The organism is Pseudomonas sp. GM41(2012) (genome assembly GCF_000282315.2).
GTDB lineage: Bacteria > Pseudomonadota > Gammaproteobacteria > Pseudomonadales > Pseudomonadaceae > Aquipseudomonas.
This window is the reverse complement of sequence record NZ_AKJN02000012.1, coordinates 215089-235240: the sequence shown is the minus strand read 5'-3', so window position 1 is coordinate 235240 and position 20152 is coordinate 215089. Positions and strand designations below refer to the sequence as shown.

Sequence of the window (20152 nt, the reverse complement as noted above, 5' to 3'; positions counted from 1 at the left end):
GAATGAATGAAGTCGATGGAAGCGATAGCTGTGTTTACAAGGCACTGGGCTATCCCGACGCGGATGAGATGCGGGCCAAATCTGAGTACGTTATGAAGATTGGCATACTTCTCGAAACCGGGCGTCTGAGTAAGACTGAGGCGGCACAACAACTCGGGCTGTCGCAAGAGGAGCTGAATGAAATGCTCCGCGGAAAATTTCGCGATTTGACTGTGGCAAAGATCTCGGAATATCTAAATCTGCTACAGGACGAACGCAGCTAGTTTGGTTGTGAAACTCGGGCCGCTCCGTGAGTCGGCCCGGCGACACATCATCAAGCGTTCTGAGGCTCCACCTGATCACCAACGTTTTCCATCTCCGACCACCAAGCGCTGCCCCGCTGCGGATACATCACATTAAACGCCTGCCCCATCTGCGGCGTGGTAATCGAAACATTCCGCTCCCAGGCCAATGCCAGAATGCGGTCGAAAGGTTCGAACCAAGCATGCATCGACAAATCGAATGTGCCGTTGTGAATCGGCAATAACCAGCGGCCTTTGAGGTCGATGTGCGCCTGTAGGGTTTGCTCCGGCTGCATGTGCACATGCGGCCACTCAACGTTGTAGGCACCGGTTTCCATGAGTGTCAGGTCGAAGGGGCCGTACTGCTCGCCGATGCGTTTGAAGCCATCGAAATAACCGCTGTCGCCGCTGAAGAAAATTCGCGCGTCGCCGTCGATCATCACCCACGAGGCCCACAGCGTGCTGTTGCCATCGAACAGACCGCGACCGGAAAAGTGCTGCGAAGGTGTGGCGATGAACTGAATACCGTCGATCTCAGTGCCTTGCCACCAGTCCAGTTGTCGGACCTTGCTGGCGTCGATGCCCCATTTGATCAGGGTGTCGCCCACGCCCAGCGGTGTCAGAAAGTACTTGGCCTTGTCCGCCAGTTTGAGCACCGCTTGATAATCGAGGTGGTCGTAGTGATCGTGGGACAGGATCACCGCTTCAATAGGCGGCAGTTCTTCGAGGCTGATCGGCGGCTGGTGAAAGCGCTTCGGGCCGGCCCATTGCACCGGTGAGGCACGCTCGGCGAAGACCGGGTCGGTGATCCAGAATTTGTCCCGCAGTTTAAGCAGTACGGTGGAATGGCCGAGGCGGTAGACGCTGTGGTTAGGTGCGGCGATCAACGCTGCCTGAGTCAGGGTTTGCACCGGGACAGGCGCCGTAGGGCGGGTGTTACGCGGTTTGTGGAAGATCATGTTCCACATGATGCGCACCATTTTGCGAAAGCCTTCGCGTTGCACGGGCGCATGGTTTCGGAAGTGCCCTTCTGCCTGACGGGATGCTTCAGGTGTGGAGACGTTGTCCGCAGGGGAAGTTGAAGTGGCCATGACTGAATGACTCCAGGAAAACCAACTGATTCGCAGTTTTCCGCTTGGGACGATAAATGGCCAAGGCACGCACGCATCAGCCGGAGATTCTATTTTTCACTGCGCAGGATTAACAAAACATTACACTGCACAGTGTAGTTTCTAGGTTGCATCAAAGCTGATCACAAGTAAACTGCCAAGTGTAGTTCTCACTTCTTCCTGCCAAAAGCGTACTTATGACAGCTCCACAGCGCCTCACCGACCGAAAACGCGAAGCCATCATTCAGGCGGCGATTGCCGAATTCCGTGCCAACGGTTTCGACATCACCAGCATGGACAAGATCGCCGCCACCGCCGGCGTGTCGAAGCGCACGGTGTACAACCATTTCCCCAGCAAGGAAGAGTTGTTCGCCGAAATCCTCAATCAATTATGGGCGCGGGTGACGTCAGAACAAGAAACGCCCTACCACCCCGACCTGCCGCTGCGCGACCAGATGCGCCGGATGCTGATGGCGAAATTGCAGATGCTGGGCGATGACAATTTTCTCGACCTGGCGCGAGTGGCCATCGCCGCCACCATCCATTCCCCCGAGCGCGCCCAGAATATGGTCGCCCGAATGGGTGAGCGCGAAGAAGGCCTGACCGTGTGGATCCGCGCGGCCCAGGCCGACGGTCGTTTGAAACCGGTCGCTCCCGAATTCGCCGCACAACAGATTCAGGGAATGCTCAAATCCTTTGCGTTCTGGCCACAGATTTCCATGGGCCTGCCCGGCTTGTCAGCCGAGATGCAGACCACGGTGGTGGAGTCGGCACTGGACATGTTTCTGGCCTGCTATCAGCTCTGAACCGAGCTGCAATAAATGACAATGTCTGCCGTTTTTTCCAATCACTGGTCACTCTGGATAAAACACCGCAATGTGTTTCAGAATGAAACTGGCGCTGGGGCTATAGTGAGCCTCAGTCCCAGCGCCATGCAGAGAGCACCATGACCACCACGACTTCCGACACTCAACCCGCCCTCCCCGTCGACCATCTGCGTTTTCATCGCCCCCACGCACACTTGGTGCCTACCTTTGGCAACGACAAGTTTGCGCTGCGCGCCGAGGCCTTCGCGCGGTTCTTCGGCACGCCGACCTTTCTCGGCGCGCAGACGCTGATCGTGGTGTTATGGGTTTGCCTCAATCTGTTCGGCGTGGCCCACTTCGATCTCTACCCGTTCATCCTGCTGAACCTGGCGTTCAGCCTGCAATCAGCGTATGCCGCGCCGTTGATTCTGCTGGCCCAGACCCGTCAAGCGGCGCGGGATAAAGCCCAGTCCGACGCCGACGCCCTGCACCGCGAAACCCTGGCCGTCGCCAACAGTGAACGTCAGGCGCAAGCGGCGCAGAACACTGCGCAACTGCTGGAGTTGCTCGAGCAAAACACCCGGCTCACCGAAATGACCAAGTCCCTCACCGAACGCATCGAAAGCCTGACCTCGGAAATGCATCAGCACTTCGTGCGCAAGGATCAGCCAAATCGTTAATCAGCGAACCACCACCTTGTCCGCGGGGACCTGAAGCAGTGTGACTGCACGCTGCTGCCAGCGTTTTTTGTAGCTGGGTGTCGATGTCTCGTTGTTGCCATCCAGCACGATCTGGATGACACCCTTTTGGCAAATAGCGAACACTCGTTGAACACCTACCGCACGACCACCGTCCTCGACAATGGCCTGAGCAAGCTCCGCCTGCGTATCGCTGCCCAGAAATTTCCCGCCACAGGAAAATGGCTGCGCCATTACCGGCCACGCCACCGTGCAAATACAAAAAGACGCCAGCCATTGAGTTACTTTCTTCATCGTTATCCCTCTTTCGTATCAGTTCAGTCGAATGACGTAACGTCAAAACTAGAGGGCGGCAGTTACCTTAACAATCAGAAAAGTCGACAGCCGTCATAGGTTAAATGCACCAGATATCGAAGGCTGTTTCCTGGGTTGGCACCTATGCAAGCAAACGAATGTTTTGTCCCAACTCATCGAACAACGTCACCACCGAGCGCAAGGCGCGGCAGTCCGGGCGGGTCAGCAACCAGAGTGCCGTGTCGTAACCGTGTAGTGGCTCGCTCAACGGCTGCAGCCCGTCACCGATGAGGAAGTCCGGCAATGCCGCGACACCGAGCCCGGCCCGCACCAGCTCAGTCACCGACAACATGCTGTTGCAGCGATAACCCGGTGTGACGCCGGGCAACTGCTGACGGCGCCACACAACGGTGGGGTGATCGGGGAGGAAATCGTCCGGGGCGATCCAGGTCAGCGACGCCAGGTCTTCGGAATCGACCGACTTCAGATACGCCTCACTGGCACAGACTCGATAGGAAACCTGGGCCAATCGCCGACCCACCAAGTGTTCGGGCGGTGTGCGGGTCAGGCGCAAGGCGATATCCGCATCCCGGCGGCTGAGGTTGGCGAAGTCGTTGGAGGTACTCAACTCGATGGTCAGCGCCGGGTAGCCGGGCATGAACTTCGCCAACGCCGGCAGCAGCAAGCCTTGCAAGACCGAATCGGTACAGGTCAGGCGCACCGTGCCGCTGATGACTTCACCACCCTGCTCCACGCCAATGCGCGCCGCCTCCAGCGCCTGTTCGGCCCGCTCAGCCTGCTCGGCAAGGGTTTGCGCCAAGGTGGTGGGCAAGTAGCCGGCGCGGCTTTTTTCGAACAGTTGCTGGCCCAGCGCGGCTTCCAGTCGGCGCACGGCGCGAAATACGGTCGAGACGTCGACCTTCAACAACGTCGATGCCCGGGCCAGAGAGCCGCCACGCACCAGCGCGAGGATCAGGGACAGGTCGGGGTAATCCAGTCGATAGTGCATCGGTGCATTGATCAATTGGGATAACGCCAATATCGAGTGCGTGAACGCCAATCTATAGTGGGCGCCAGGAATCAACAAGCGTGGAGCGCACTCATGGAAACCCGCCCAATTCGCATCGCCCTGATCGGCGATTACGACCCGCACGTCACCGCTCACCAAGCCATTCCCGTCGCCCTCGGCATGGCCGCTGAACAGGCGAACACGGATGTGCAGTTCCAATGGTTGGCCACTGACTGCATCAGCGCCGATGCGCCATTGGCTGATTTCGACGGTTTCTGGTGCGTGCCTGCCAGCCCTTACCGCGATATGGACGGTGCGTTGCGGGCGATTCGGTTTGCCCGTGAACAGCAACGGCCGTTCCTGGGTACCTGCGGCGGTTTTCAACACGCCGTACTCGAATACGCCCGAAATGTTCTGGGCTGGGACGATGCCGAACACGGTGAAACATCGCCGGATGCGGCGCGAGCGCTGCTCACGCCATTGACCTGTTCGCTGGTGGAAGCCGTCGACAGCATTCATCTGGTTGAAGGCTCGTTGATCGCCGAGGCGTACGAAAGCGCTGAGATTGTCGAAGGATATCGCTGCCGCTACGGCGTTAATCCCGCGTTCGAACGTGAGTTGTTGAGCCAGCAGCTGTGCGCTGTTGGCCATGATGCTTCAGATGACTTACGGGCGGTGGAACTCAAAGGGCATCCGTTCTTCGTCGCAACGCTGTTCCAACCTGAACGCGCAGCGCTCAAGGGCACGCTGCCGCCGCTGGTCCGTGCATTGATCGCAGCCTGCAAGGGGCAGAAGTCATGATCGCCAAGACTCCGCCAACGCCTTACTACGCGGTGATTTTTACCTCCCTGCGCACCGACGGTGATCACGGTTACGAGCAGGCAGCCAAGCGCATGGTAGAACTGGCCCGTGAGCAACCCGGTTTCCTGGGGGTGGAATCGGCTCGGGGTGAAGACGGGCTCGGGATTACGGTGTCCTACTGGGCCAGCGAAGCGGCGATTCTGGCGTGGAAACATCATCCCGAGCACTGTGAGATTCGCGAGCGCGGGCGGTCGACCTGGTATTCGTCTTGTCATACGCGGGTGTGCATGGTTGAGCGGGCTTATGCATTCAGCCAGTGAGTGGTTGTGGTGCTCTTAAGACCGCCATCGCGAGCAGGCTCACTCCCACATGGGTTATGTGTCGATCACAAGACCAATGTGGGAGTGAGCCTGCTCGCGATGAGGCCAGCACAATCACCGCAAAACTCAGCCCTGCACCAAACGGCGAACCGCCGAAATCTCCGGCACCTCCCGCCGATTCATGTACACCCGCAACGGCTCGGTGATGTTGATCCGGTCATCGATGTTCTGATCCAGCAACAACTGAATCAACTCACGCTTGAGCGTCATGGCCTGCGCGGAACCTGGGGCCCAGACGAATTCGCTGGTGGGAATAATGCCGTCGTCAGCCACGTCCATGCCGAAAGAGTCTTCGCTGAATCGAACAATGTACTGGCCGGTCTTGCGATTGAGGCCGACGAAGCCTTTGAGTTGGTCGGCGGCCTGGCAGATGAGCTCGGAAGTGATGCGCATGATAAACCTCACAGAAGGTCGCAAAGGACCGGTGATCGATGGTTTACACGCAGGGCAAGCGAATGGGCGTTCCCTCTGCCGGGGTAACTGCCGGGGCCAAGAGTACTGCAAAGAAGCGCACAAAAGCGCTGAAAAAATCTGCTTTAAACACGTTTATGTCGGTCTGGCGATAGCGCAAGCGGCGCTCAGTTGTTAAAAGATAGGTCTTTGAAAATCTGCGAAAGGACCTCGACCATGCCTGTTACCTTCCCCAAGAGCGCCCTGTTGCTGAGTCTGATGCTGGGCCTCGGCCAGGCACAGGCCGCCAGCGAGCCAAGCCCCACCGCATTGGCAACCCGTACGGGCATCCCGCATCCGGCCGTGATCGCTCATCGTGGCGCGTCCTTCGATGCCCCGGAATCCACCGCCGCCGCCTACAAACTGTCCCGCGATCTGGGCGCCGACTACCTGGAACTGGACGTGCAACGCAGCAAGGATGGCGTGCTGTTCGCCCTGCACGACAACAACCTGCAACGCACCACCGATGTCGCCAGTAAATTCCCTGAGCGCAAGGACCGCCCGGCCAACGAGTTCACCATCGCCGAGCTAAAAACCCTCGATGCCGGCAGTTGGTTCAACACTGCCTACCCGGATCGCGCGCGTCCTTCGTACGTCGGTCTGAAGATCCTGACCCTCGACGAAATCATCGACATTGCCCAAGGCAATCCGCTGCACAAGCCCGGTCTGTACATCGAAACCAAAGAGCCGAAGCAGTTTCCCGGGATCGAGCACGACCTCAAGGAAAAACTCCAGGATCGCGGCTGGTTGAGCCCGGCGGGGTCGAAACTGGCGAAGAGCGATCTGGCGGTTGGCCAGGGCAAAGGTAAAGTCGTGCTGCAAACCTTCGAGAAGAGCAGCCTCGAACTGCTCGAGAAGGAAATGCCGAAAGTGCCGAAAATCCTCCTGCTGTGGGTCGGTGAAGGCAGTATCGAGCCGAAATCCAAGGTGACGTTTGCCGAGTCCGGCGACAAGGACAAAGCCACTTATTACGCCAAACAACAACCGAAAGACAAAGCCGAATTCCAGCAATGGGTCGAGTACGCCAAAGCCCAGGGCGCGATCGGCACCGGCCCTTCTGCTGCGCTGACCAAGGGTGGTGATCAGAGTTACTCAGACTTGGTGCAACCGTGGATGAACCAGTACACCCACGATCAGGGCTTGTTGGTGCACGTTTACACCATCGACGATGACGTGGATTACCAGAAAGTCATGGACGCCGGTGTCGACGGCATCTTCACCAACCGCGCCAGCGAACTGCTCAACTTCTACAAACGCCCGGCGGCGGCCAGTGTTGCTCAATTGCTGCAGAACAACGGTTACTGATGAACATGTGAATGATCTATACCCAGTCGCGTTCGGGGAATTAAGGGTGGATTAAGTTGCGCCGGATAACCTGATCCCACTTAAACGGATCACCCAAGGAAAGAACTTCATGAAAACCCTGACTGCCCTGTTCACTGCCGCTGCCCTGACCTTCACCGCTGGCCTGGCCCAGGCTGATGTCCGCGTCGACCAGATCCCTGAGCTGGTCAAAAGCGGCAAGATCAAGCCACTGGAAGAAATGAACCAGGCTGCTCTGAAATTGCATCCAGGCGCGACCATCACCGACACGGATCTGGACAACCATTTCAATGGCTACGAGTACGAAGTCGAACTGCGCACCGCCGATGGCAAAGAATTTGACGTGGACTTCGATGCCACCACCGGCAAAGTTCTGAGCAACAAACAAGACACCTGATGCACAAACACCAAGCCGCACGATCTTCGGATCGTGCGGCTTTTTTGCACATCAAATTCAGGCAAATCAAGTCGCGCCAACGCCGCGTCAGCCCGCTAGAATTCCACCACACTTTTCATGCAGGGATAGTTTGAAATGGGGCAAGCAGCGGCAGCAGACATCGCCACGATCGGTCGGATCAGGGCGGTGCCGGCGATTCTTCAAGTGGTCCGTGAACTGACGGGGCTGCGCTTCGTCGCCGTGGCCCGGGTCACCGAAGATTCGTGGACGGCGTGTGCGGTGCTCGACCAACTGAATTTCGGTTTACAGGTCGGCGGTGAACTGGATCTTGTCACAACCCTGTGCCACGAAATTCGTCAGGCGCATCATTCGGTAGTCATCGACAAGGCCAGTGAAGACCCGCGTTACCGCGATCACCACACCCCTCGCCTCTATCAGTTCGAAAGCTACATCGCCGTGCCGATTTTCCGCACCGACGGACGCTTTTTCGGCACCATCTGCGCCCTTGACCCCACCCCTGCGCCCCTCAAATCCAGCACGATCCAGAGCACCATGGAATCCTTCGCCCGGATGCTGGCGCTGCAGATCGAGGCCGAAGAAAACCTGCAAAAGACCGAAGCCGCGCTGAAGCAGGAACGGGAAACCGCCGAACTGCGCGAACAGTTCATCGCCGTGCTCGGGCATGATCTGCGCAACCCCTTGTTCGCCATCAGCGCCGGCGCCGAAATGCTCCTGCGCAAACTACCCGATGAGGCGAATCTGCAGCGGGCCCGGCACATCCTCACCAGCGCCCGTCGTGCGACCAAACTGGTCGATGACGTTCTGGATTTCGCTCGCGGCTCTTTGGGCCGTGGCATTCCAGTGAACATCGAGCCGTGCCCCGATCTTGCGGATGCCTTGCGGCATGTGATTTCAGAGGTTCAGAGCATCCATCCCGGCCGCTCCATTCAATCGTCCATCGGCGACCTGCACAGCGTTCATTGCGATCGCGAGCGGGTCGCGCAGTTACTCTCCAATCTGGTGGCGAACGCGGTTGCTCATGGCGATCCCGACGGCCCGATTGAAATCAGCGCGCAAATCAATAAAGGACAGTTCGTGCTGAGCGTGAAAAATCAGGGGCTGATTGCCGAGGATGCGCTGCCCCATCTGTTCCGGCCCTACTCGCGACCGACCAGCGGAACACCGCGGACCGGCCTCGGGTTGGGGTTGTACATTGCCAGTCAGATTGCGCAGTCCCATGGCGGAAAACTGGACGTGGTCTCGACCGAGCAACAGGGCACGACGTTTACTTTCAGCCTTCCAGTCACCATCTGCGAATGAGCCGCCGCGACGTCCGCCGCTGTGTACCGACTCGGTAAGCAAACCGGTACACAGTCATTCCCGTTACGCGCTTAAACGCGCCGTCACTTCATTCAATTGCCCCGACAACCCGTGCAGGTTGTGACTGGCCGCTTCGGTGCGCTGCACGTTGTCCAGATTGGTGCTGGCGATGCTGGTGATTTCGGTGAGGTTGCGCGAGATGTCTTCCGCCACGGACGTCTGCTCTTCCGCGGCGGTGGCGATCTGACGGTTCATGTCGCGAATGGCTTCCACGGCAAGGGTGATGCGCTCCAGCATGGCGCCGGCCTGAGTCACTTGCTCGACACTTTCCTCACTGCGCGACTGACCGCTTTCAATCGCCTGAGCGGCGTCCACCGCACCGGTTTGCACCGTTTGAATGATCTGGTTGATCTCGATGATCGACGCCGCCGTGCGCTGGGCCAGGCTGCGAACTTCATCGGCCACCACCGCAAAACCACGGCCGGCTTCACCGGCACGGGCTGCTTCGATGGCGGCGTTGAGCGCCAGCAGATTGGTCTGCTCGGCGATGCCGCGAATCACTTCCAGCACCTTGCCGATGCGCCCGCTGTCGGTTTCCAGACGACGAATGACCGTGGCGGTATTGGCAATTTCGCTGCGCATTTGGGTGATGGTGTGAATGGTGCCCTGCATGACCTTTTCGCCCTGCTGGGCGGACTGGTCGGCATCATCGGCGGCTCGTGCCGCATCGGCAGCGTGACGTGCGACTTCTTGCGCGGTAGCGGACATTTCGTTCATCGCCGTGGCCACCTGATCGGTGCGGTTGAACTGCTCGTTAGTGCCGCTGGCCATCAGGGTGGCGATGGAGTTCAGCTCACCGCTGGCACTGTCCAGATCCGAGGCGCTGCGCTGCAAACGGTTGAAGGTTTCGGCAAGAAAATCGCGCAGGGTATTGGCGGCCATCGCCAGTTTGCCCAATTCGTCCTGACGGGTGCTGGCCACGCGTTCGGCAAAACGACCCTGGCTGAGTTGCGCCACGTACTCGATCAGTTTGCGAATCGGTTCCACCAGGTTGCGGTTAACCAGCCACAGGCTCAACAACCCGATCAACAGACCCGAGGCAAGCATCACTATGATCCCCAGCAACACAGTGCGGTCGGCGTCGGCGCTGATCAGCTTCGATTGCTCGGCCCCCCCCTTGCGCAGTTCGCTGACCAACTCGCTCATCTGATCGCTGGTTGCGCGGTCCACACCTTTGACCGCCGTGTCGCCAGCCGTGGGGTCGGCGCCTGCCGCCACGTAGGCGTCACGGCCCTTCTGATAAGCCGCGCCCAACAGACGATGTTCGTCCCGCAGGCGTTCGATGCGCGTCTTGAGTGACGGCTCGATACCCTTCTGCCCGGCCAGTTCACCGAGGATGCCCTGCACGTCGCGCTGACGGTCTTCGAATTGCTTCCAGTATTTGTCCAGATCCGCAGGCTGCTTGCCGCGCAGCAGGACGTTTTTCCACTCCTGTACCTGCACCTTGAATTGCAGGTTGGCTTCATCGATCAATTGCGAAGTGTGCAGCGGGCCTTCGATCAGATTCGTGTAGCTCTGAACACCGCTGGACAGAAAGTGAAAGCAGGCCAGGGCGATCAACAGCATCGCGAACAGACTGCCGCTCAACAACGCGAGGATTTGTGCTCTCAGGGATTTTTGCAACATCGAGTGATACTCATGACAAGGATGAGACACGCCGCGAACAGGCGTGAAAGGTGTCTGGACATCCCTGTCTGCGACCTCGGCCAGTGGCCAAAGCCGTGCAAGTTAACGTAGGCAAGATCGGCGTGACAGAGCGGTTCTTTAATCAATTCCGACCGTCGGTAGTGCCACTATTTCGCCTCTACTGCTCTGTCACAAAACCGTCAAAACTCCTTGCGATGATGCGGCTCAAGTGAACCTGTGAAACCCGCCGTAACGCGGCCCGAGTCGAACGCAGGCTTCGCCAGCTGCTACACAAAGTGACCGTCGGCGCTTCCTTCAGTGAGACCTCATGAACCACAGCATCGACCAAAGTCATCGCGACACGGACCTGTTCGGTCTGCTGTACGGTTTCAGTTTTCGCCCCGGCGAGCGCGGCCGGGAGCTCGATTCGGCCAAGGCCTTGCAGTGCTTGCAACAACCTGGTGACAACGACGAATTTCTCTGGCTGCACCTCAACCTGGCCCACGCCGCATGCGAGCGCTGGATGAAAAGCCATCTGGAATTGCCCGACGAGTTTTTCGAAGCGCTGCATGAAGGTTCGCGTTCGACGCGCATCGAGCATGTGGATTCAGCGTTGCTGGCGGTGGTCAACGACGTGGTGTTCAACCTCAGCAGCATGGTTTCTTCAGATGTTTCGACGCTGTGGGTCTGCGCCCGCAGTCGGCTGATCGTCAGCGCACGCCTGCAACCGCTGCACTCGGTGGACAAGCTGCGCTCGTCGGTGAAGGCCGGTGAGTGCTTTCGCTCGCCGCTGGAATTGCTGGTGCATTTGCTGCGTGATCAGGGCGAAGTGCTGACCCAGATCGTGCGCAAGACCAGCCTCAGTGTCGATCAGATCGAAGATGAGTTGCTGTCCTCGCGGCTGTCGACCAACCGGGCTGAACTGGGTGCCAACCGACGGGTGCTGGTGCGCCTGCAACGCTTGTTGGCGCTGGAACCGGGCTCGTTGCTGCGCCTGCTCAATCGCCCGCCGCAGTGGTTGCAGAAGGAAGACGTGAAGGAGCTGCGCAAGTCCACCGAGGAGTTCGCGCTGATCATCAACGACCTCACGGCGCTGGGCGAACGGATCAAGCTGTTGCAGGAAGAAATCGCCGCCAACCTCAACGAACAGAGCAACCGCACGCTGTTCACCCTGACCGTGGTCACGGTGCTGGCGTTGCCGATCAACATCATCGCCGGGTTCTTTGGCATGAACGTCGGTGGCGTACCGCTTTCCGGCGACCCGGAAGGGTTCTGGATTCTGGTGGCGTTGGTCGCGACGTTTACCGTGATCGCCGGGCGTTGGGCGTTTCGTAAGCGCCAGGATTACTAAGATCAAAAGATCGCAGCCTCGTTTCACTCGACAGCTCCTACATTTGGAATGCGCAACCCTGTAGGAGCTGTCGAGTGAAACGAGGCTGCGATCTTTTGATTCTGCCTTTAAAAACCCCAAACACTGATCCAAAGCAGCCTCTCTGTAACATTCAGCAACGATCATGAGCGACACTCCTTCCTCCTCAGGATTGTCCGTCATGGCTACTCCTTCCTTCTCCGCCGCCCAGGCGCCCGCCAGTAGCGCCAAACCGCAATTCGATAAAAAGCCCGGCCTGCTGACCATCGTGATTTTCTTCGCGGTGCTGGGTAGCGGGCTGTTGTTCACCGCCTACAGCCTGATGCACGACATGAACGAACTCGGCACCGTGGTGACTACCTGGACGCCGTTTCTGCTGTTGGGCGTGGCGCTGCTGATTGCCCTCGGCTTTGAATTCGTCAACGGTTTCCACGACACCGCCAACGCCGTGGCCACGGTGATTTACACCAACTCCTTGCCGCCGAATTTCGCGGTAGCCTGGTCCGGGTTCTTCAACTTCCTTGGGGTGCTGCTGTCCAGCGGCGCGGTGGCGTTCGGCATCATCGCCCTGCTGCCGGTGGAGCTGATTCTGCAAGTCGGTTCCTCTGCCGGTTTCGCGATGATCTTCGCCCTGTTGATCGCCGCGATCCTGTGGAACCTCGGCACCTGGTGGCTGGGCTTGCCGGCGTCTTCGTCGCACACCCTGATCGGCTCGATCATCGGGGTCGGCGTGGCCAATGCCCTGATGCACGGCCGCGACGGCACCAGCGGTGTGGACTGGGCGCAGGCAACCAAAGTCGGTTACGCGCTGTTGCTGTCGCCGCTGATCGGCTTCGCGTTTGCCGCGCTGTTGCTGTTGGCCTTGCGGGCTTTCGTCAAGAATCGTGCGCTGTATAAAGCACCGAAGGGCGATACTCCGCCACCGTGGTGGATTCGCGGCATGTTGATCCTGACGTGCACCGGCGTGTCCTTCGCCCACGGTTCCAACGACGGTCAAAAAGGCATGGGCCTGATCATGTTGATTCTGGTCGGCACGCTGCCGATGGCTTACGCACTGAACCGCACCATGCCGGCGGACCAGGCGCTGCAGTTTGCCGCCGTGGCCGAAGTCACCCAGCAAGCGCTGGTCAAAAGTGCGCCGCTGCCGGCACCGGTCGACCCGCGTCCGGTGCTGTCCGAATACGTGCGCAGCAAGGAAGCCACGCCGCAACTGATCCCCGCCCTCGCCGCCTTGACCGGCAATATCGGGAACGAAGTGAAGGGCTACGGCTCGCTCGCCAAGGTCCCGGCCGAGGCCATGGGCAACGTGCGTAACGACATGTACCTGACCAGCGAAACCATTCGCCTGATGGACAAAAACAAGGTCGGCAACTTCGACGCCGATACCAACGGCAAGCTGCAACTGTTCAAGCAGCAGATCGACAACGCCACGCGGTTCATTCCGCTGTGGGTGAAAATCGCGGTGGCCATCGCTCTGGGGCTGGGCACCATGGTCGGCTGGAAACGTATCGTGGTGACGGTTGGTGAGAAGATCGGCAAGACCCACCTGACGTATGCGCAAGGCGCCTCGGCGGAAACCGTCGCGATGTTGACCATCGGCGCGGCGGACATGTTCGGCCTGCCGGTGTCGACCACTCACGTGCTGTCTTCGGGGGTGGCCGGGACCATGGTCGCCAACGGCGGCGGCTTGCAGATGAAGACTATTCGCAACCTGTTGATGGCCTGGGTGCTGACCTTGCCGGCGGCGATTCTGTTGTCGGGCAGTTTGTATTGGCTGTTCACCCAACTCTTCTGATTAACGCATGACCTGTAGGAGCAAGGCTTGCCCGCGATGCAGACGCCGCGGTTTATAAGTTGAAACCGCGTTATCGTTCATCGCGGGCAAGCCTTGCTCCTGCAGGGCTGATTGGATCACTTGCACGAGCCAGTCTCTGTGCTTTATCCCGAGATAGCCTGACGCATCAGCACTCGCTCGCGCACCACGTCGTACACCCAGTGATAAACGTAGGTGTACGGCAGGAAAAACAGCAGCACGCCGATATCCAGCAGGAACGCTTGCCACAGGCTGACGTTCAGCCACCAGGCAATCAACGGCACGCCAAGGGCGACCAGTCCGCCTTCGAACAACAGCGCGTGCACTACGCGAACCCAGGCGTTGTGCGCAATGGCGAAACGCTTGAGCACCCGGTCGAACAGGCCATTGAACACCACGTTCCAGGCCAGCGCCAATGCCGCGATAACCATGGTGACGGCGCCCATTTCCAATATGGGTTTGTCCATGATCCATGCCAGCAACGGGGTACAGATCAGGATGGCCAACAATTCGAAACCAATGGCCTGGAAAATACGTTCAGTGATGGATTTGTTGGCGCTCATGGCCAGACTCCTCTGAGTGACTGTGGTTGCCATGATCCCTTCTTCACACCGATACTTCATAACCAATAACCATCGATCAAGGCGATAGTTCATGGCCTCTCAAGAAGTGTTGCAGGCCTTCGTTCAGGCCGCGACTCAAGGCTCGTTTTCCGCCGCGGCGCGCAAACTGGGTCGCAGTCAGTCGACCATCAGCGCCGCCGTGGCCAGCCTTGAAATCGACTTGAACCTGACGCTGTTCGACCGCAGCAGCCGCAAACCGAGCCTGACCCCGGCCGGGCACGTGATGCTGCAACGGGCCGAGGACATTCTGGCCGCCACCAGCCGACTGGAAATGACCGCCAGCCAACTGTCCCAAGGCGTCGAGCCGAAGCTGACCGTGGCGATTTCCGATACGTATCAGTCCGACCGATTCGAAGCGGCGCTCAGCGCCTTTGAGCAGCGTTATCCGGACCTGGAACTTGAATGCCTGATCGCCGAGTGCGATGACCTGGTGGCCTTGGTGCAACGGGGTCGGGCGCAGGTGGCCTTCGCTGAAAAACAAGACAGTTACCCGCCGGACCTGGTCAGTTCGACCATGGAAGAACGGACCGAGATTGCCCTGTTCGTGTCCCGCGAGCATCCGCTGGCGGCGCTGAGCCACATCGATCAAGACGTGTTGCAACAACACCGGGAGCTGCGTCTGGCGACGATCGTCAATCCGTATGAAAGCCGTGCGAAGGGGCGCGTCTGGTCGGCGCCGAGTTATCTGATGCTGCTGGAAATGGCTCAGGGCGGATTTGGCTGGGCGCCGTTGCCCCGGTGGCTGGTGGAGCGGTTTGGGCCAGGGACGTTGCAGGAGCTGGACGTGCGCGGCTGGCCGAAACCGGTGTTCGTTGATGCGCTGTGGTCGCGGCTGCATCCGCCAGGGCCGGCGGGGAGTTGGTTGTTGGGCAAGATGTTGGAGTGAAGGTCCTTCGGCCCTTATCGCGGGCAAGCCTTGCTCCTACAGGTATTCGCTAAACCTGTAGGAGCAAAGCTTGCTCGCGATGGCGTCAGCACAGACAACCAACCTCGCAAGCCCTGATCATCACTTCAGCTCCCGCAACCGGGTCTCAATAAACCGTCTTTCCGGCACTTGCTGCGTCAACTCCAACGCCCGTTCATAAGCCGCCCTCGCCTCCTCAATCCTTCCCAACTGCCGACAAAACTCCGCCCGCGCCGCGTGCGCCAGGTGGTAATCCAGCAAATCACCGCGCGCCAGAATCCCTTCGATCAATGTCAGCCCCGCCAACGGCCCATCCCGTTTGGAGATCGCCGCCGCACGGTTCAATTCGATCACTGGCGAAGGCGCCGCCCGCAACAGCACGTCATACAGACCCACAATCTCCAGCCAGTCCGTTTCCGCCGCCGTGGGCGCTTCGGCATGCGACGCCGCAATCGCCGCTTGCAGGCAATAAGGACCGAATTGCCGAGTTGTCAGTGCACGCTCTACCAGTGCGCAACCTTCAGCGATCATCTCGGCGTCCCACAACGAACGGTCCTGCTCATCCAGCACGATCAACTCCCCGCTCGCCGATGTCCGGGCCGGGCGTCGGGACTCGTGCAGCAGCATCAGCGCCAGCAGCCCCATCACTTCGGGCTCGGGTAGCAGTTCCATCAACAAACGACCGAGCCGAATCGCCTCGCGGGTCAAATCCTCACGGGTCAGTTCCGCGCCCATGGACGCGGAATAGCCTTCGTTGAACACCAGGTAAATCACCCGCAGCACGCTGTCCAGACGCTCGGGCAATTCCGCCAGGGTCGGCACTTGATAAGGAATTTTTGCGTCACGGATTTTCGCCTTGGCACGCACGATGCGCTGGGCGATGGTCGCTGGCGCCGACAGAAAAGCCCGGGCGATTTCTTCCGTGGTCAGGTCGCAGACTTCGCGCAGCGTCAACGGCACCTGGGCGTCCGCCGCGAGTGCCGGGTGACAACAAGTGAAGATCAGGCGCAAGCGATCGTCTTCCACGTCTTCGTCACTCCAGTCGGCCTGCTCCAGCGCCTCCAGTTGAGCGATCAACATCGGTTGCGACGCGATGAAGCGTGCGCGCCGCCGCAACACATCAATGGCCTTGAAACGCCCGGTGGACACGAGCCAGGTACGCGGATTGTCCGGCACACCGTCACGCTGCCAGCGCTCGACCGCGACGAAAAACGCCTCGTGCAAGGCCTCTTCGGCAAGATCGAAATCGCCGAGCAAACGGATCAGGGTCGCCAGAATCCGCCGCGAGTCTTCGCGGTAAACCTGCTCGACCTGCGCTCGTACCGACTCGGCCGACATCAGGCGCCGGGATTCAACTGACGAACGGGACGCACCTCGACACAGCCGACCCGGGCCGCCGGGATGTTGCCGGCGACCTGGATGGCTTCATTGAGGTCTTTGGCATCGATCAGGTAGAAGCCGGCCAATTGCTCCTTGGTTTCGGCGAACGGGCCGTCGGTGATCGACATTTTCCCGTTGCGCATCCGCACCGTGGTCGCGGTCTGCACCGATTCCAGCGCCTCGGCGGCGACCATTCGGCCGCTGCCCTGGATCGCCTCGGCGTAAGCCATGCATTCAGCGTCATTCGGGCTTTCGGGCAGCGAGTGCAACTCGTGCTCGTTGCTGTAGACCAGGCATAAATACTTCATGGGGCTCTCCTGAATCGAACGGATCAACTATGGCTGCAGATTGACGCTTTCGCGACATTCCCGACGAATCAGCACGACGCTCAGGGTTCCAGGTTGAACAGCACCGTGCCGCTCATCATGTCGAACGGGGCCGACCAGTGTTCGTGGACGATGCGCCATTGCCCATCGTCGCGCCGATAGCAGGCGGTCACGCGCATCCAGCAGGCCTGGGTTTCGCCCTTCTCGTTGGTGCCGCCGCAATGGGCCAGCCAATGGGCGAAGGCGATGTGCTCGTCCGCCACGATGTTCATATGGTCGAAGTCGAACTTGTGCGCGCCCTGGCACATTTCCATGCATTCCTGCCAATGCGCGCGGTAGGCGGCCTTGCCCCGAAACTGCAGGGCCTTGACCGCGTCGTAGGAGACGATGTCCTCGGCATACAGGGGCATGAGTTTCTCGACATCCTTGGCGATGACCGCCTGACGATAGGTGTCGATCAGGGTCTGGATTTCGTGGGTAGCGTTCATGGTGGTTCTCCGTGTTTTTTGTTGTGAAGACACCCTTAGTCGTCTGGCGAAAAGCCAAATCGACAGTCCAAATAAAAATAATCCATGGACGCAAACTCGTTAGAATCCGAAACACATTTATGTTGGAAAAAGGACACTCCAGTGACAGCCCGACTCGTGCCTTACGACAGCCTGAACGCACTCCAGCGCCAGCAGGTCGAGGCCATTGAAGTTCACAAAGAACAAATCAGATTCTCCGGCGACATTCACGGTGCGTTGCACACCTTGCTGTCCAAACCCGGCCCCGGCGTCAAAGGATTTGCGCTACTGGTCGAGGATGTTCCCGTGGCCTTTCTGCTGCTCAAGCGCCCGCCCGTATTGCCGGCGTGGGCCGATGAACACAGCGCCACCCTTCACGCATTGCAAGTCGATCATCGGGCTCAGGGCAAAGGCTATGGCAAAGCCTGTCTGCAAGCCCTGCCCGACGTGGCGCGTCAGGCGTTTCCGGAAATAAAGGGGCTGGAGTTGTCGGTGGATGCGGATAACGCATCGGCCATCGCGCTTTACGCAAAATTCGGCTGGGTCGACAGCGGCGAAGCCTACAGGGGCCGGATCGGTTACGAACGGCGCATGGGCCTGATTTTCTGAGGTGGTTATGCTCAACAGCATCGAAGAACTGGAAGCCCTCTACGGCCAGCCCCACGACCGCGCCGTGCGCAAGCAGATCCCCTTTCTGAACGAGGATTATCAGGCGATGGTCCGCGCCTCGCCGCTGGTGATCGTCAGCTCGGTGGGGCCTGACGGGATGGACGGTTCACCGCGCGGCGACACGCCGGGTTTCGTGCGGATCATTGATGAACGCACGCTGGCGATCCCGGATCGGCCGGGCAACAACCGCATCGACACCCTGCGTAACGTCGTGCTCGACTCGCGGGTGTCGCTGCTGTTCATCATTCCCGGGATTGGCGAAACGTTGCGGGTTAACGGCACAGCACAGATCAGCGCCGAACCGGGGTTGCTGGAGAGCTTTGCGGTGAACGGAAAACCGGCGCGCACGGTGATGCTGGTGACGGTGGAAGCGGCGTACTTCCACTGCTCCAAGGCCATCGTTCGTTCGGATTTATGGAACCCTGAGAAACACCTGGACCGCTCTGCCCTGCCGACAGCAGGTGCGTTTCACAAGCGGTTGAACGATGGGCAGTTCGATGCCGAGACGTATGACCGGGAAGCGCCGACTCGGGTGCGTGACAGCCTCTACTGACACAACGACAACCCCCGTAGGAGCTGTCGAGTGCAACGAGGCTGCGATTTTTTGACTTTGGCGGTTTTGAAGCGGCTGAAGATCAAGATCAAAAGATAGCAGCCTCGTTGCACTCGACAGCTCCTACAGGGGTCGTATTTACAGGCTCAGAATCATCTCATGCCACGCCATCCCGCCATGGTCAGACGCTGAAGGCTTGATGTAAGCAAAGCCAAACCCGGCATACAGCGGAATGTGCCGCTCCTTGCACATCAGATGAATGTTGGTCTTGCCCAGCGCGCGCATCCGCTCGATGAATTCGCCCATCAACCGTTTCGCCAGGCCCTGCCCCTGAAAATCCGGGTGCACCACCACCGACATGATGACCACGTGCGGGCCGGCCGGGTCGTGGCCGATCAGTTCCTTGAACGCCTCGTCCGACATTTCCACCTGAAACGCCGCACCGGAATTGATGAAACCGGCTACGACGCCATCGACTTCGGCCACGATAAAACCTTCGGGCCAAGTGGCAATGCGCGTGGCGATTTTTTCGCGGGTGGCGGCTTCGTCGCCTTCGTAGGCAACGGTTTCGATGGCGTAGCAGCGGTCCAGATCAGCAGGTGTGACGTGGCGGATGACGGTGTTCATGGCAGCTCGAAATCAGCGAGAGGAAGGCTGGGGATCATAGATTAATAAGGTGTTCATATCGATCACCGCAGGCGCCGTAAAGCCTGCGTATAGGTGCTGTCATTGCTTGTCGGTGCGGATTATTGATGTGTCCTGTCTCTGGCCATCAATAAGGGGAATACACCATGAGCAGCGTTCAGATCGGACTTCTTATGTTGTTGGGCATCAGCTCGTTCGGCTTTATCACGCTGACGATTGACCTGTTGCGGGCGCGACGGATGAAGCAAGGCAAGTAACGAGATGGAGGCGGACGCAGAGTCCGCCTCCCGCGAAAATCAAGGCTTGAGCGGCAGCCAGATTTCCAGCACGCCGGTGTTGAGCTTCGGGTTGAAGTCTTCGCTGTAGCGTTCGAATTCCGGCGCGTCCGCCGCCTGATAACCGGACTGCGGCAGCCAGGTTTTCCAGATGTACTGGAAGGTCTGGGGCAACTGATCGAGAGAGCCTTTGTGCTCGAACACCGCATAGTGCTGAGGCTGGACCTCGACCCAACGGTATTTATCCGGCAGGTCGTCGAGTTTGCTGATTTCAACGCCGGCGATGTATTCGAAGCCGCCCTTACCATCCGGATTGCAGCAGATGCCGTAGGTCACTTCGTTTTTTTGACCGGGAATTTTGCCAATCTCGGGGATGAATTTCTGCCAGAGATCGGGGATTTTCTTGGAGGTTTCCTGGGTAAATCGACCGCCAAGCCCTGCAATGAGCAGGAAGTGCCCGTGCTCGAAGCGTGGCTTGGCGGTTTCGACGCCTGTTTGCTCATCCATGGCTCAACTCCTGGAACAAAAAAGTGGG

The 20152-nt window shown here is 59.1% G+C and carries 24 protein-coding genes; 13 read left to right on the top strand and 11 right to left on the bottom strand.

Translation table 11 applies throughout. The features are described from left to right. The first annotated feature begins 2 nt into the window (after nucleotides 1-2). A complete protein-coding gene (locus PMI27_RS0229985) occupies nucleotides 3-263 on the top strand; it encodes an XRE family transcriptional regulator (RefSeq protein WP_008145957.1) in 261 nt (86 codons plus the stop codon). Nucleotides 264-313: 50 nt separating this feature from the next. Here the strand turns inward: PMI27_RS0229985 and PMI27_RS00200 are convergent, their stop codons facing one another. Next, the gene (locus PMI27_RS00200; protein ID WP_008145955.1) at nucleotides 314-1372 is read right to left on the bottom strand and encodes an MBL fold metallo-hydrolase; all 1059 of its coding nucleotides are present in this window, start codon (nucleotides 1370-1372) and stop codon (nucleotides 314-316) included. 215 nt (nucleotides 1373-1587) lie between these two features. Between PMI27_RS00200 and PMI27_RS00205 the strand changes: the two genes are divergently transcribed. After that, nucleotides 1588-2196, top strand: coding sequence for a TetR/AcrR family transcriptional regulator (locus PMI27_RS00205; protein ID WP_008145952.1), 609 nt, complete (start codon nucleotides 1588-1590; stop codon nucleotides 2194-2196). Nucleotides 2197-2336: 140 nt separating this feature from the next. Further along, entirely contained in the window at nucleotides 2337-2876 is a 540-nt protein-coding gene (locus tag PMI27_RS00210; RefSeq protein ID WP_008145949.1) for a DUF1003 domain-containing protein, read from the top strand. Here PMI27_RS00210 and PMI27_RS00215 read toward each other — a convergent pair whose 3' ends face one another. Then, complete coding sequence (locus tag PMI27_RS00215) at nucleotides 2877-3188, bottom strand: hypothetical protein (RefSeq protein WP_008145947.1); 312 nt, start codon at nucleotides 3186-3188, stop codon at nucleotides 2877-2879. It lies immediately after the preceding gene. 142 nt (nucleotides 3189-3330) lie between these two features. Beyond that, nucleotides 3331-4275, bottom strand: coding sequence for a LysR family transcriptional regulator (locus PMI27_RS00220; RefSeq protein ID WP_081757454.1), 945 nt, complete (start codon nucleotides 4273-4275; stop codon nucleotides 3331-3333). A 15-nt stretch (nucleotides 4276-4290) separates the two neighbouring features. On the opposite strand from PMI27_RS00220, the gene PMI27_RS00225 reads away from it, so the two are divergent. Together PMI27_RS00225 and PMI27_RS00230 are read left to right on the top strand one after the other, a co-directional pair. Then, the gene (locus tag PMI27_RS00225) at nucleotides 4291-4998 is read left to right on the top strand and encodes a CTP synthase C-terminal region-related (seleno)protein (protein WP_008145944.1); all 708 of its coding nucleotides are present in this window, start codon (nucleotides 4291-4293) and stop codon (nucleotides 4996-4998) included. Continuing rightward, the gene (locus PMI27_RS00230; protein ID WP_008145942.1) at nucleotides 4995-5318 is read left to right on the top strand and encodes an antibiotic biosynthesis monooxygenase family protein; all 324 of its coding nucleotides are present in this window, start codon (nucleotides 4995-4997) and stop codon (nucleotides 5316-5318) included. The genes PMI27_RS00225 and PMI27_RS00230 overlap by 4 nt, the downstream gene beginning before the upstream one ends. 126 nt (nucleotides 5319-5444) lie before the next feature. On the opposite strand, the gene PMI27_RS00235 is transcribed toward PMI27_RS00230, so the two are convergent. Further along, a complete protein-coding gene (locus PMI27_RS00235; protein WP_008145940.1) occupies nucleotides 5445-5771 on the bottom strand; it encodes a DUF2025 family protein in 327 nt (108 codons plus the stop codon). 234 nt (nucleotides 5772-6005) lie between these two features. Between PMI27_RS00235 and PMI27_RS00240 the strand changes: the two genes are divergently transcribed. From PMI27_RS00240 to PMI27_RS00250, 3 genes are all read left to right on the top strand, one after another. After that, entirely contained in the window at nucleotides 6006-7133 is a 1128-nt protein-coding gene (locus PMI27_RS00240) for a glycerophosphodiester phosphodiesterase (RefSeq protein ID WP_008145937.1), read from the top strand. Between the two features lie 109 nt (nucleotides 7134-7242). Beyond that, complete coding sequence (locus tag PMI27_RS00245; protein ID WP_008145934.1) at nucleotides 7243-7548, top strand: PepSY domain-containing protein; 306 nt, start codon at nucleotides 7243-7245, stop codon at nucleotides 7546-7548. 135 nt (nucleotides 7549-7683) lie between these two features. Then, complete coding sequence (locus PMI27_RS00250) at nucleotides 7684-8868, top strand: GAF domain-containing sensor histidine kinase (protein ID WP_008145932.1); 1185 nt, start codon at nucleotides 7684-7686, stop codon at nucleotides 8866-8868. Between the two features lie 63 nt (nucleotides 8869-8931). Here PMI27_RS00250 and PMI27_RS00255 read toward each other — a convergent pair whose 3' ends face one another. Beyond that, nucleotides 8932-10554, bottom strand: coding sequence for a methyl-accepting chemotaxis protein (locus PMI27_RS00255; protein WP_008145930.1), 1623 nt, complete (start codon nucleotides 10552-10554; stop codon nucleotides 8932-8934). Nucleotides 10555-10882: 328 nt separating this feature from the next. Here PMI27_RS00255 and PMI27_RS00260 point away from each other — a divergent pair, with 328 nt between their 5' ends. Further along, nucleotides 10883-11905 carry a transporter gene (locus PMI27_RS00260; protein ID WP_008145929.1) on the top strand — a complete coding sequence of 341 codons (1023 nt, stop codon included), beginning with the start codon at nucleotides 10883-10885 and terminating at the stop codon, nucleotides 11903-11905. Nucleotides 11906-12104: 199 nt separating this feature from the next. Further along, nucleotides 12105-13718: an inorganic phosphate transporter gene (locus PMI27_RS00265; RefSeq protein ID WP_008151172.1), complete on the top strand. Its 1614-nt coding sequence runs from the start codon at nucleotides 12105-12107 to the stop codon at nucleotides 13716-13718. A 143-nt stretch (nucleotides 13719-13861) separates the two neighbouring features. Here the strand turns inward: PMI27_RS00265 and PMI27_RS00270 are convergent, their stop codons facing one another. Then, nucleotides 13862-14299 carry a multidrug/biocide efflux PACE transporter gene (locus tag PMI27_RS00270; protein WP_008151169.1) on the bottom strand — a complete coding sequence of 146 codons (438 nt, stop codon included), beginning with the start codon at nucleotides 14297-14299 and terminating at the stop codon, nucleotides 13862-13864. 91 nt (nucleotides 14300-14390) lie between these two features. On the opposite strand from PMI27_RS00270, the gene PMI27_RS00275 reads away from it, so the two are divergent. Further along, complete coding sequence (locus PMI27_RS00275) at nucleotides 14391-15245, top strand: LysR family transcriptional regulator (protein ID WP_008151166.1); 855 nt, start codon at nucleotides 14391-14393, stop codon at nucleotides 15243-15245. A gap of 120 nt (nucleotides 15246-15365) precedes the next feature. Here the strand turns inward: PMI27_RS00275 and PMI27_RS00280 are convergent, their stop codons facing one another. The 3 genes from PMI27_RS00280 to PMI27_RS00290 all read right to left on the bottom strand — a co-directional run bounded on the left by PMI27_RS00280 (nucleotide 15366) and on the right by PMI27_RS00290 (nucleotide 17457). Continuing rightward, nucleotides 15366-16601 carry an RNA polymerase sigma factor gene (locus tag PMI27_RS00280; protein ID WP_008151164.1) on the bottom strand — a complete coding sequence of 412 codons (1236 nt, stop codon included), beginning with the start codon at nucleotides 16599-16601 and terminating at the stop codon, nucleotides 15366-15368. Further along, nucleotides 16601-16951 carry a YciI family protein gene (locus tag PMI27_RS00285; protein ID WP_008151161.1) on the bottom strand — a complete coding sequence of 117 codons (351 nt, stop codon included), beginning with the start codon at nucleotides 16949-16951 and terminating at the stop codon, nucleotides 16601-16603. Before PMI27_RS00285 ends, PMI27_RS00280 begins: the two co-directional genes overlap by 1 nt. A gap of 80 nt (nucleotides 16952-17031) precedes the next feature. After that, nucleotides 17032-17457 (bottom strand): YybH family protein, encoded by a 426-nt coding sequence (locus PMI27_RS00290; protein ID WP_008151160.1) that lies wholly within the window; start codon nucleotides 17455-17457, stop codon nucleotides 17032-17034. Nucleotides 17458-17598: 141 nt separating this feature from the next. On the opposite strand from PMI27_RS00290, the gene PMI27_RS00295 reads away from it, so the two are divergent. Together PMI27_RS00295 and PMI27_RS00300 are read left to right on the top strand one after the other, a co-directional pair. Further along, complete coding sequence (locus PMI27_RS00295; RefSeq protein ID WP_008151158.1) at nucleotides 17599-18084, top strand: GNAT family N-acetyltransferase; 486 nt, start codon at nucleotides 17599-17601, stop codon at nucleotides 18082-18084. A gap of 7 nt (nucleotides 18085-18091) precedes the next feature. After that, nucleotides 18092-18697: a pyridoxamine 5'-phosphate oxidase family protein gene (locus PMI27_RS00300; protein WP_008151155.1), complete on the top strand. Its 606-nt coding sequence runs from the start codon at nucleotides 18092-18094 to the stop codon at nucleotides 18695-18697. A gap of 138 nt (nucleotides 18698-18835) precedes the next feature. On the opposite strand, the gene PMI27_RS00305 is transcribed toward PMI27_RS00300, so the two are convergent. Both PMI27_RS00305 and PMI27_RS00310 read right to left on the bottom strand, forming a co-directional pair. Continuing rightward, nucleotides 18836-19324 (bottom strand): GNAT family N-acetyltransferase, encoded by a 489-nt coding sequence (locus PMI27_RS00305; RefSeq protein WP_008151152.1) that lies wholly within the window; start codon nucleotides 19322-19324, stop codon nucleotides 18836-18838. A 314-nt stretch (nucleotides 19325-19638) separates the two neighbouring features. Further along, nucleotides 19639-20124, bottom strand: a complete 486-nt coding sequence (locus tag PMI27_RS00310) for a GyrI-like domain-containing protein (protein WP_008151148.1) — start codon at nucleotides 20122-20124, stop codon at nucleotides 19639-19641. Nucleotides 20125-20152 lie beyond the last annotated feature (28 nt).

What these genes read in the sequence shown, in the direction of transcription:
- PMI27_RS0229985 (WP_008145957.1), top strand. Translation starts at nt 3, where the DNA reads ATGAATGAAGTCGATGGAAGCGATAGCTGTGTTTACAAGGCACTGGGC.
- PMI27_RS00200 (WP_008145955.1), bottom strand. Translation starts at nt 1,372, where the DNA reads ATGGCCACTTCAACTTCCCCTGCGGACAACGTCTCCACACCTGAAGCA.
- PMI27_RS00205 (WP_008145952.1), top strand. Translation starts at nt 1,588, where the DNA reads ATGACAGCTCCACAGCGCCTCACCGACCGAAAACGCGAAGCCATCATT.
- PMI27_RS00210 (WP_008145949.1), top strand. Translation starts at nt 2,337, where the DNA reads ATGACCACCACGACTTCCGACACTCAACCCGCCCTCCCCGTCGACCAT.
- PMI27_RS00215 (WP_008145947.1), bottom strand. Translation starts at nt 3,188, where the DNA reads ATGAAGAAAGTAACTCAATGGCTGGCGTCTTTTTGTATTTGCACGGTG.
- PMI27_RS00225 (WP_008145944.1), top strand. Translation starts at nt 4,291, where the DNA reads ATGGAAACCCGCCCAATTCGCATCGCCCTGATCGGCGATTACGACCCG.
- PMI27_RS00230 (WP_008145942.1), top strand. Translation starts at nt 4,995, where the DNA reads ATGATCGCCAAGACTCCGCCAACGCCTTACTACGCGGTGATTTTTACC.
- PMI27_RS00235 (WP_008145940.1), bottom strand. Translation starts at nt 5,771, where the DNA reads ATGCGCATCACTTCCGAGCTCATCTGCCAGGCCGCCGACCAACTCAAA.
- PMI27_RS00240 (WP_008145937.1), top strand. Translation starts at nt 6,006, where the DNA reads ATGCCTGTTACCTTCCCCAAGAGCGCCCTGTTGCTGAGTCTGATGCTG.
- PMI27_RS00245 (WP_008145934.1), top strand. Translation starts at nt 7,243, where the DNA reads ATGAAAACCCTGACTGCCCTGTTCACTGCCGCTGCCCTGACCTTCACC.
- PMI27_RS00250 (WP_008145932.1), top strand. Translation starts at nt 7,684, where the DNA reads ATGGGGCAAGCAGCGGCAGCAGACATCGCCACGATCGGTCGGATCAGG.
- PMI27_RS00255 (WP_008145930.1), bottom strand. Translation starts at nt 10,554, where the DNA reads ATGTTGCAAAAATCCCTGAGAGCACAAATCCTCGCGTTGTTGAGCGGC.
- PMI27_RS00260 (WP_008145929.1), top strand. Translation starts at nt 10,883, where the DNA reads ATGAACCACAGCATCGACCAAAGTCATCGCGACACGGACCTGTTCGGT.
- PMI27_RS00265 (WP_008151172.1), top strand. Translation starts at nt 12,105, where the DNA reads ATGGCTACTCCTTCCTTCTCCGCCGCCCAGGCGCCCGCCAGTAGCGCC.
- PMI27_RS00270 (WP_008151169.1), bottom strand. Translation starts at nt 14,299, where the DNA reads ATGAGCGCCAACAAATCCATCACTGAACGTATTTTCCAGGCCATTGGT.
- PMI27_RS00275 (WP_008151166.1), top strand. Translation starts at nt 14,391, where the DNA reads ATGGCCTCTCAAGAAGTGTTGCAGGCCTTCGTTCAGGCCGCGACTCAA.
- PMI27_RS00280 (WP_008151164.1), bottom strand. Translation starts at nt 16,601, where the DNA reads ATGTCGGCCGAGTCGGTACGAGCGCAGGTCGAGCAGGTTTACCGCGAA.
- PMI27_RS00285 (WP_008151161.1), bottom strand. Translation starts at nt 16,951, where the DNA reads ATGAAGTATTTATGCCTGGTCTACAGCAACGAGCACGAGTTGCACTCG.
- PMI27_RS00290 (WP_008151160.1), bottom strand. Translation starts at nt 17,457, where the DNA reads ATGAACGCTACCCACGAAATCCAGACCCTGATCGACACCTATCGTCAG.
- PMI27_RS00300 (WP_008151155.1), top strand. Translation starts at nt 18,092, where the DNA reads ATGCTCAACAGCATCGAAGAACTGGAAGCCCTCTACGGCCAGCCCCAC.
- PMI27_RS00305 (WP_008151152.1), bottom strand. Translation starts at nt 19,324, where the DNA reads ATGAACACCGTCATCCGCCACGTCACACCTGCTGATCTGGACCGCTGC.
- PMI27_RS00310 (WP_008151148.1), bottom strand. Translation starts at nt 20,124, where the DNA reads ATGGATGAGCAAACAGGCGTCGAAACCGCCAAGCCACGCTTCGAGCAC.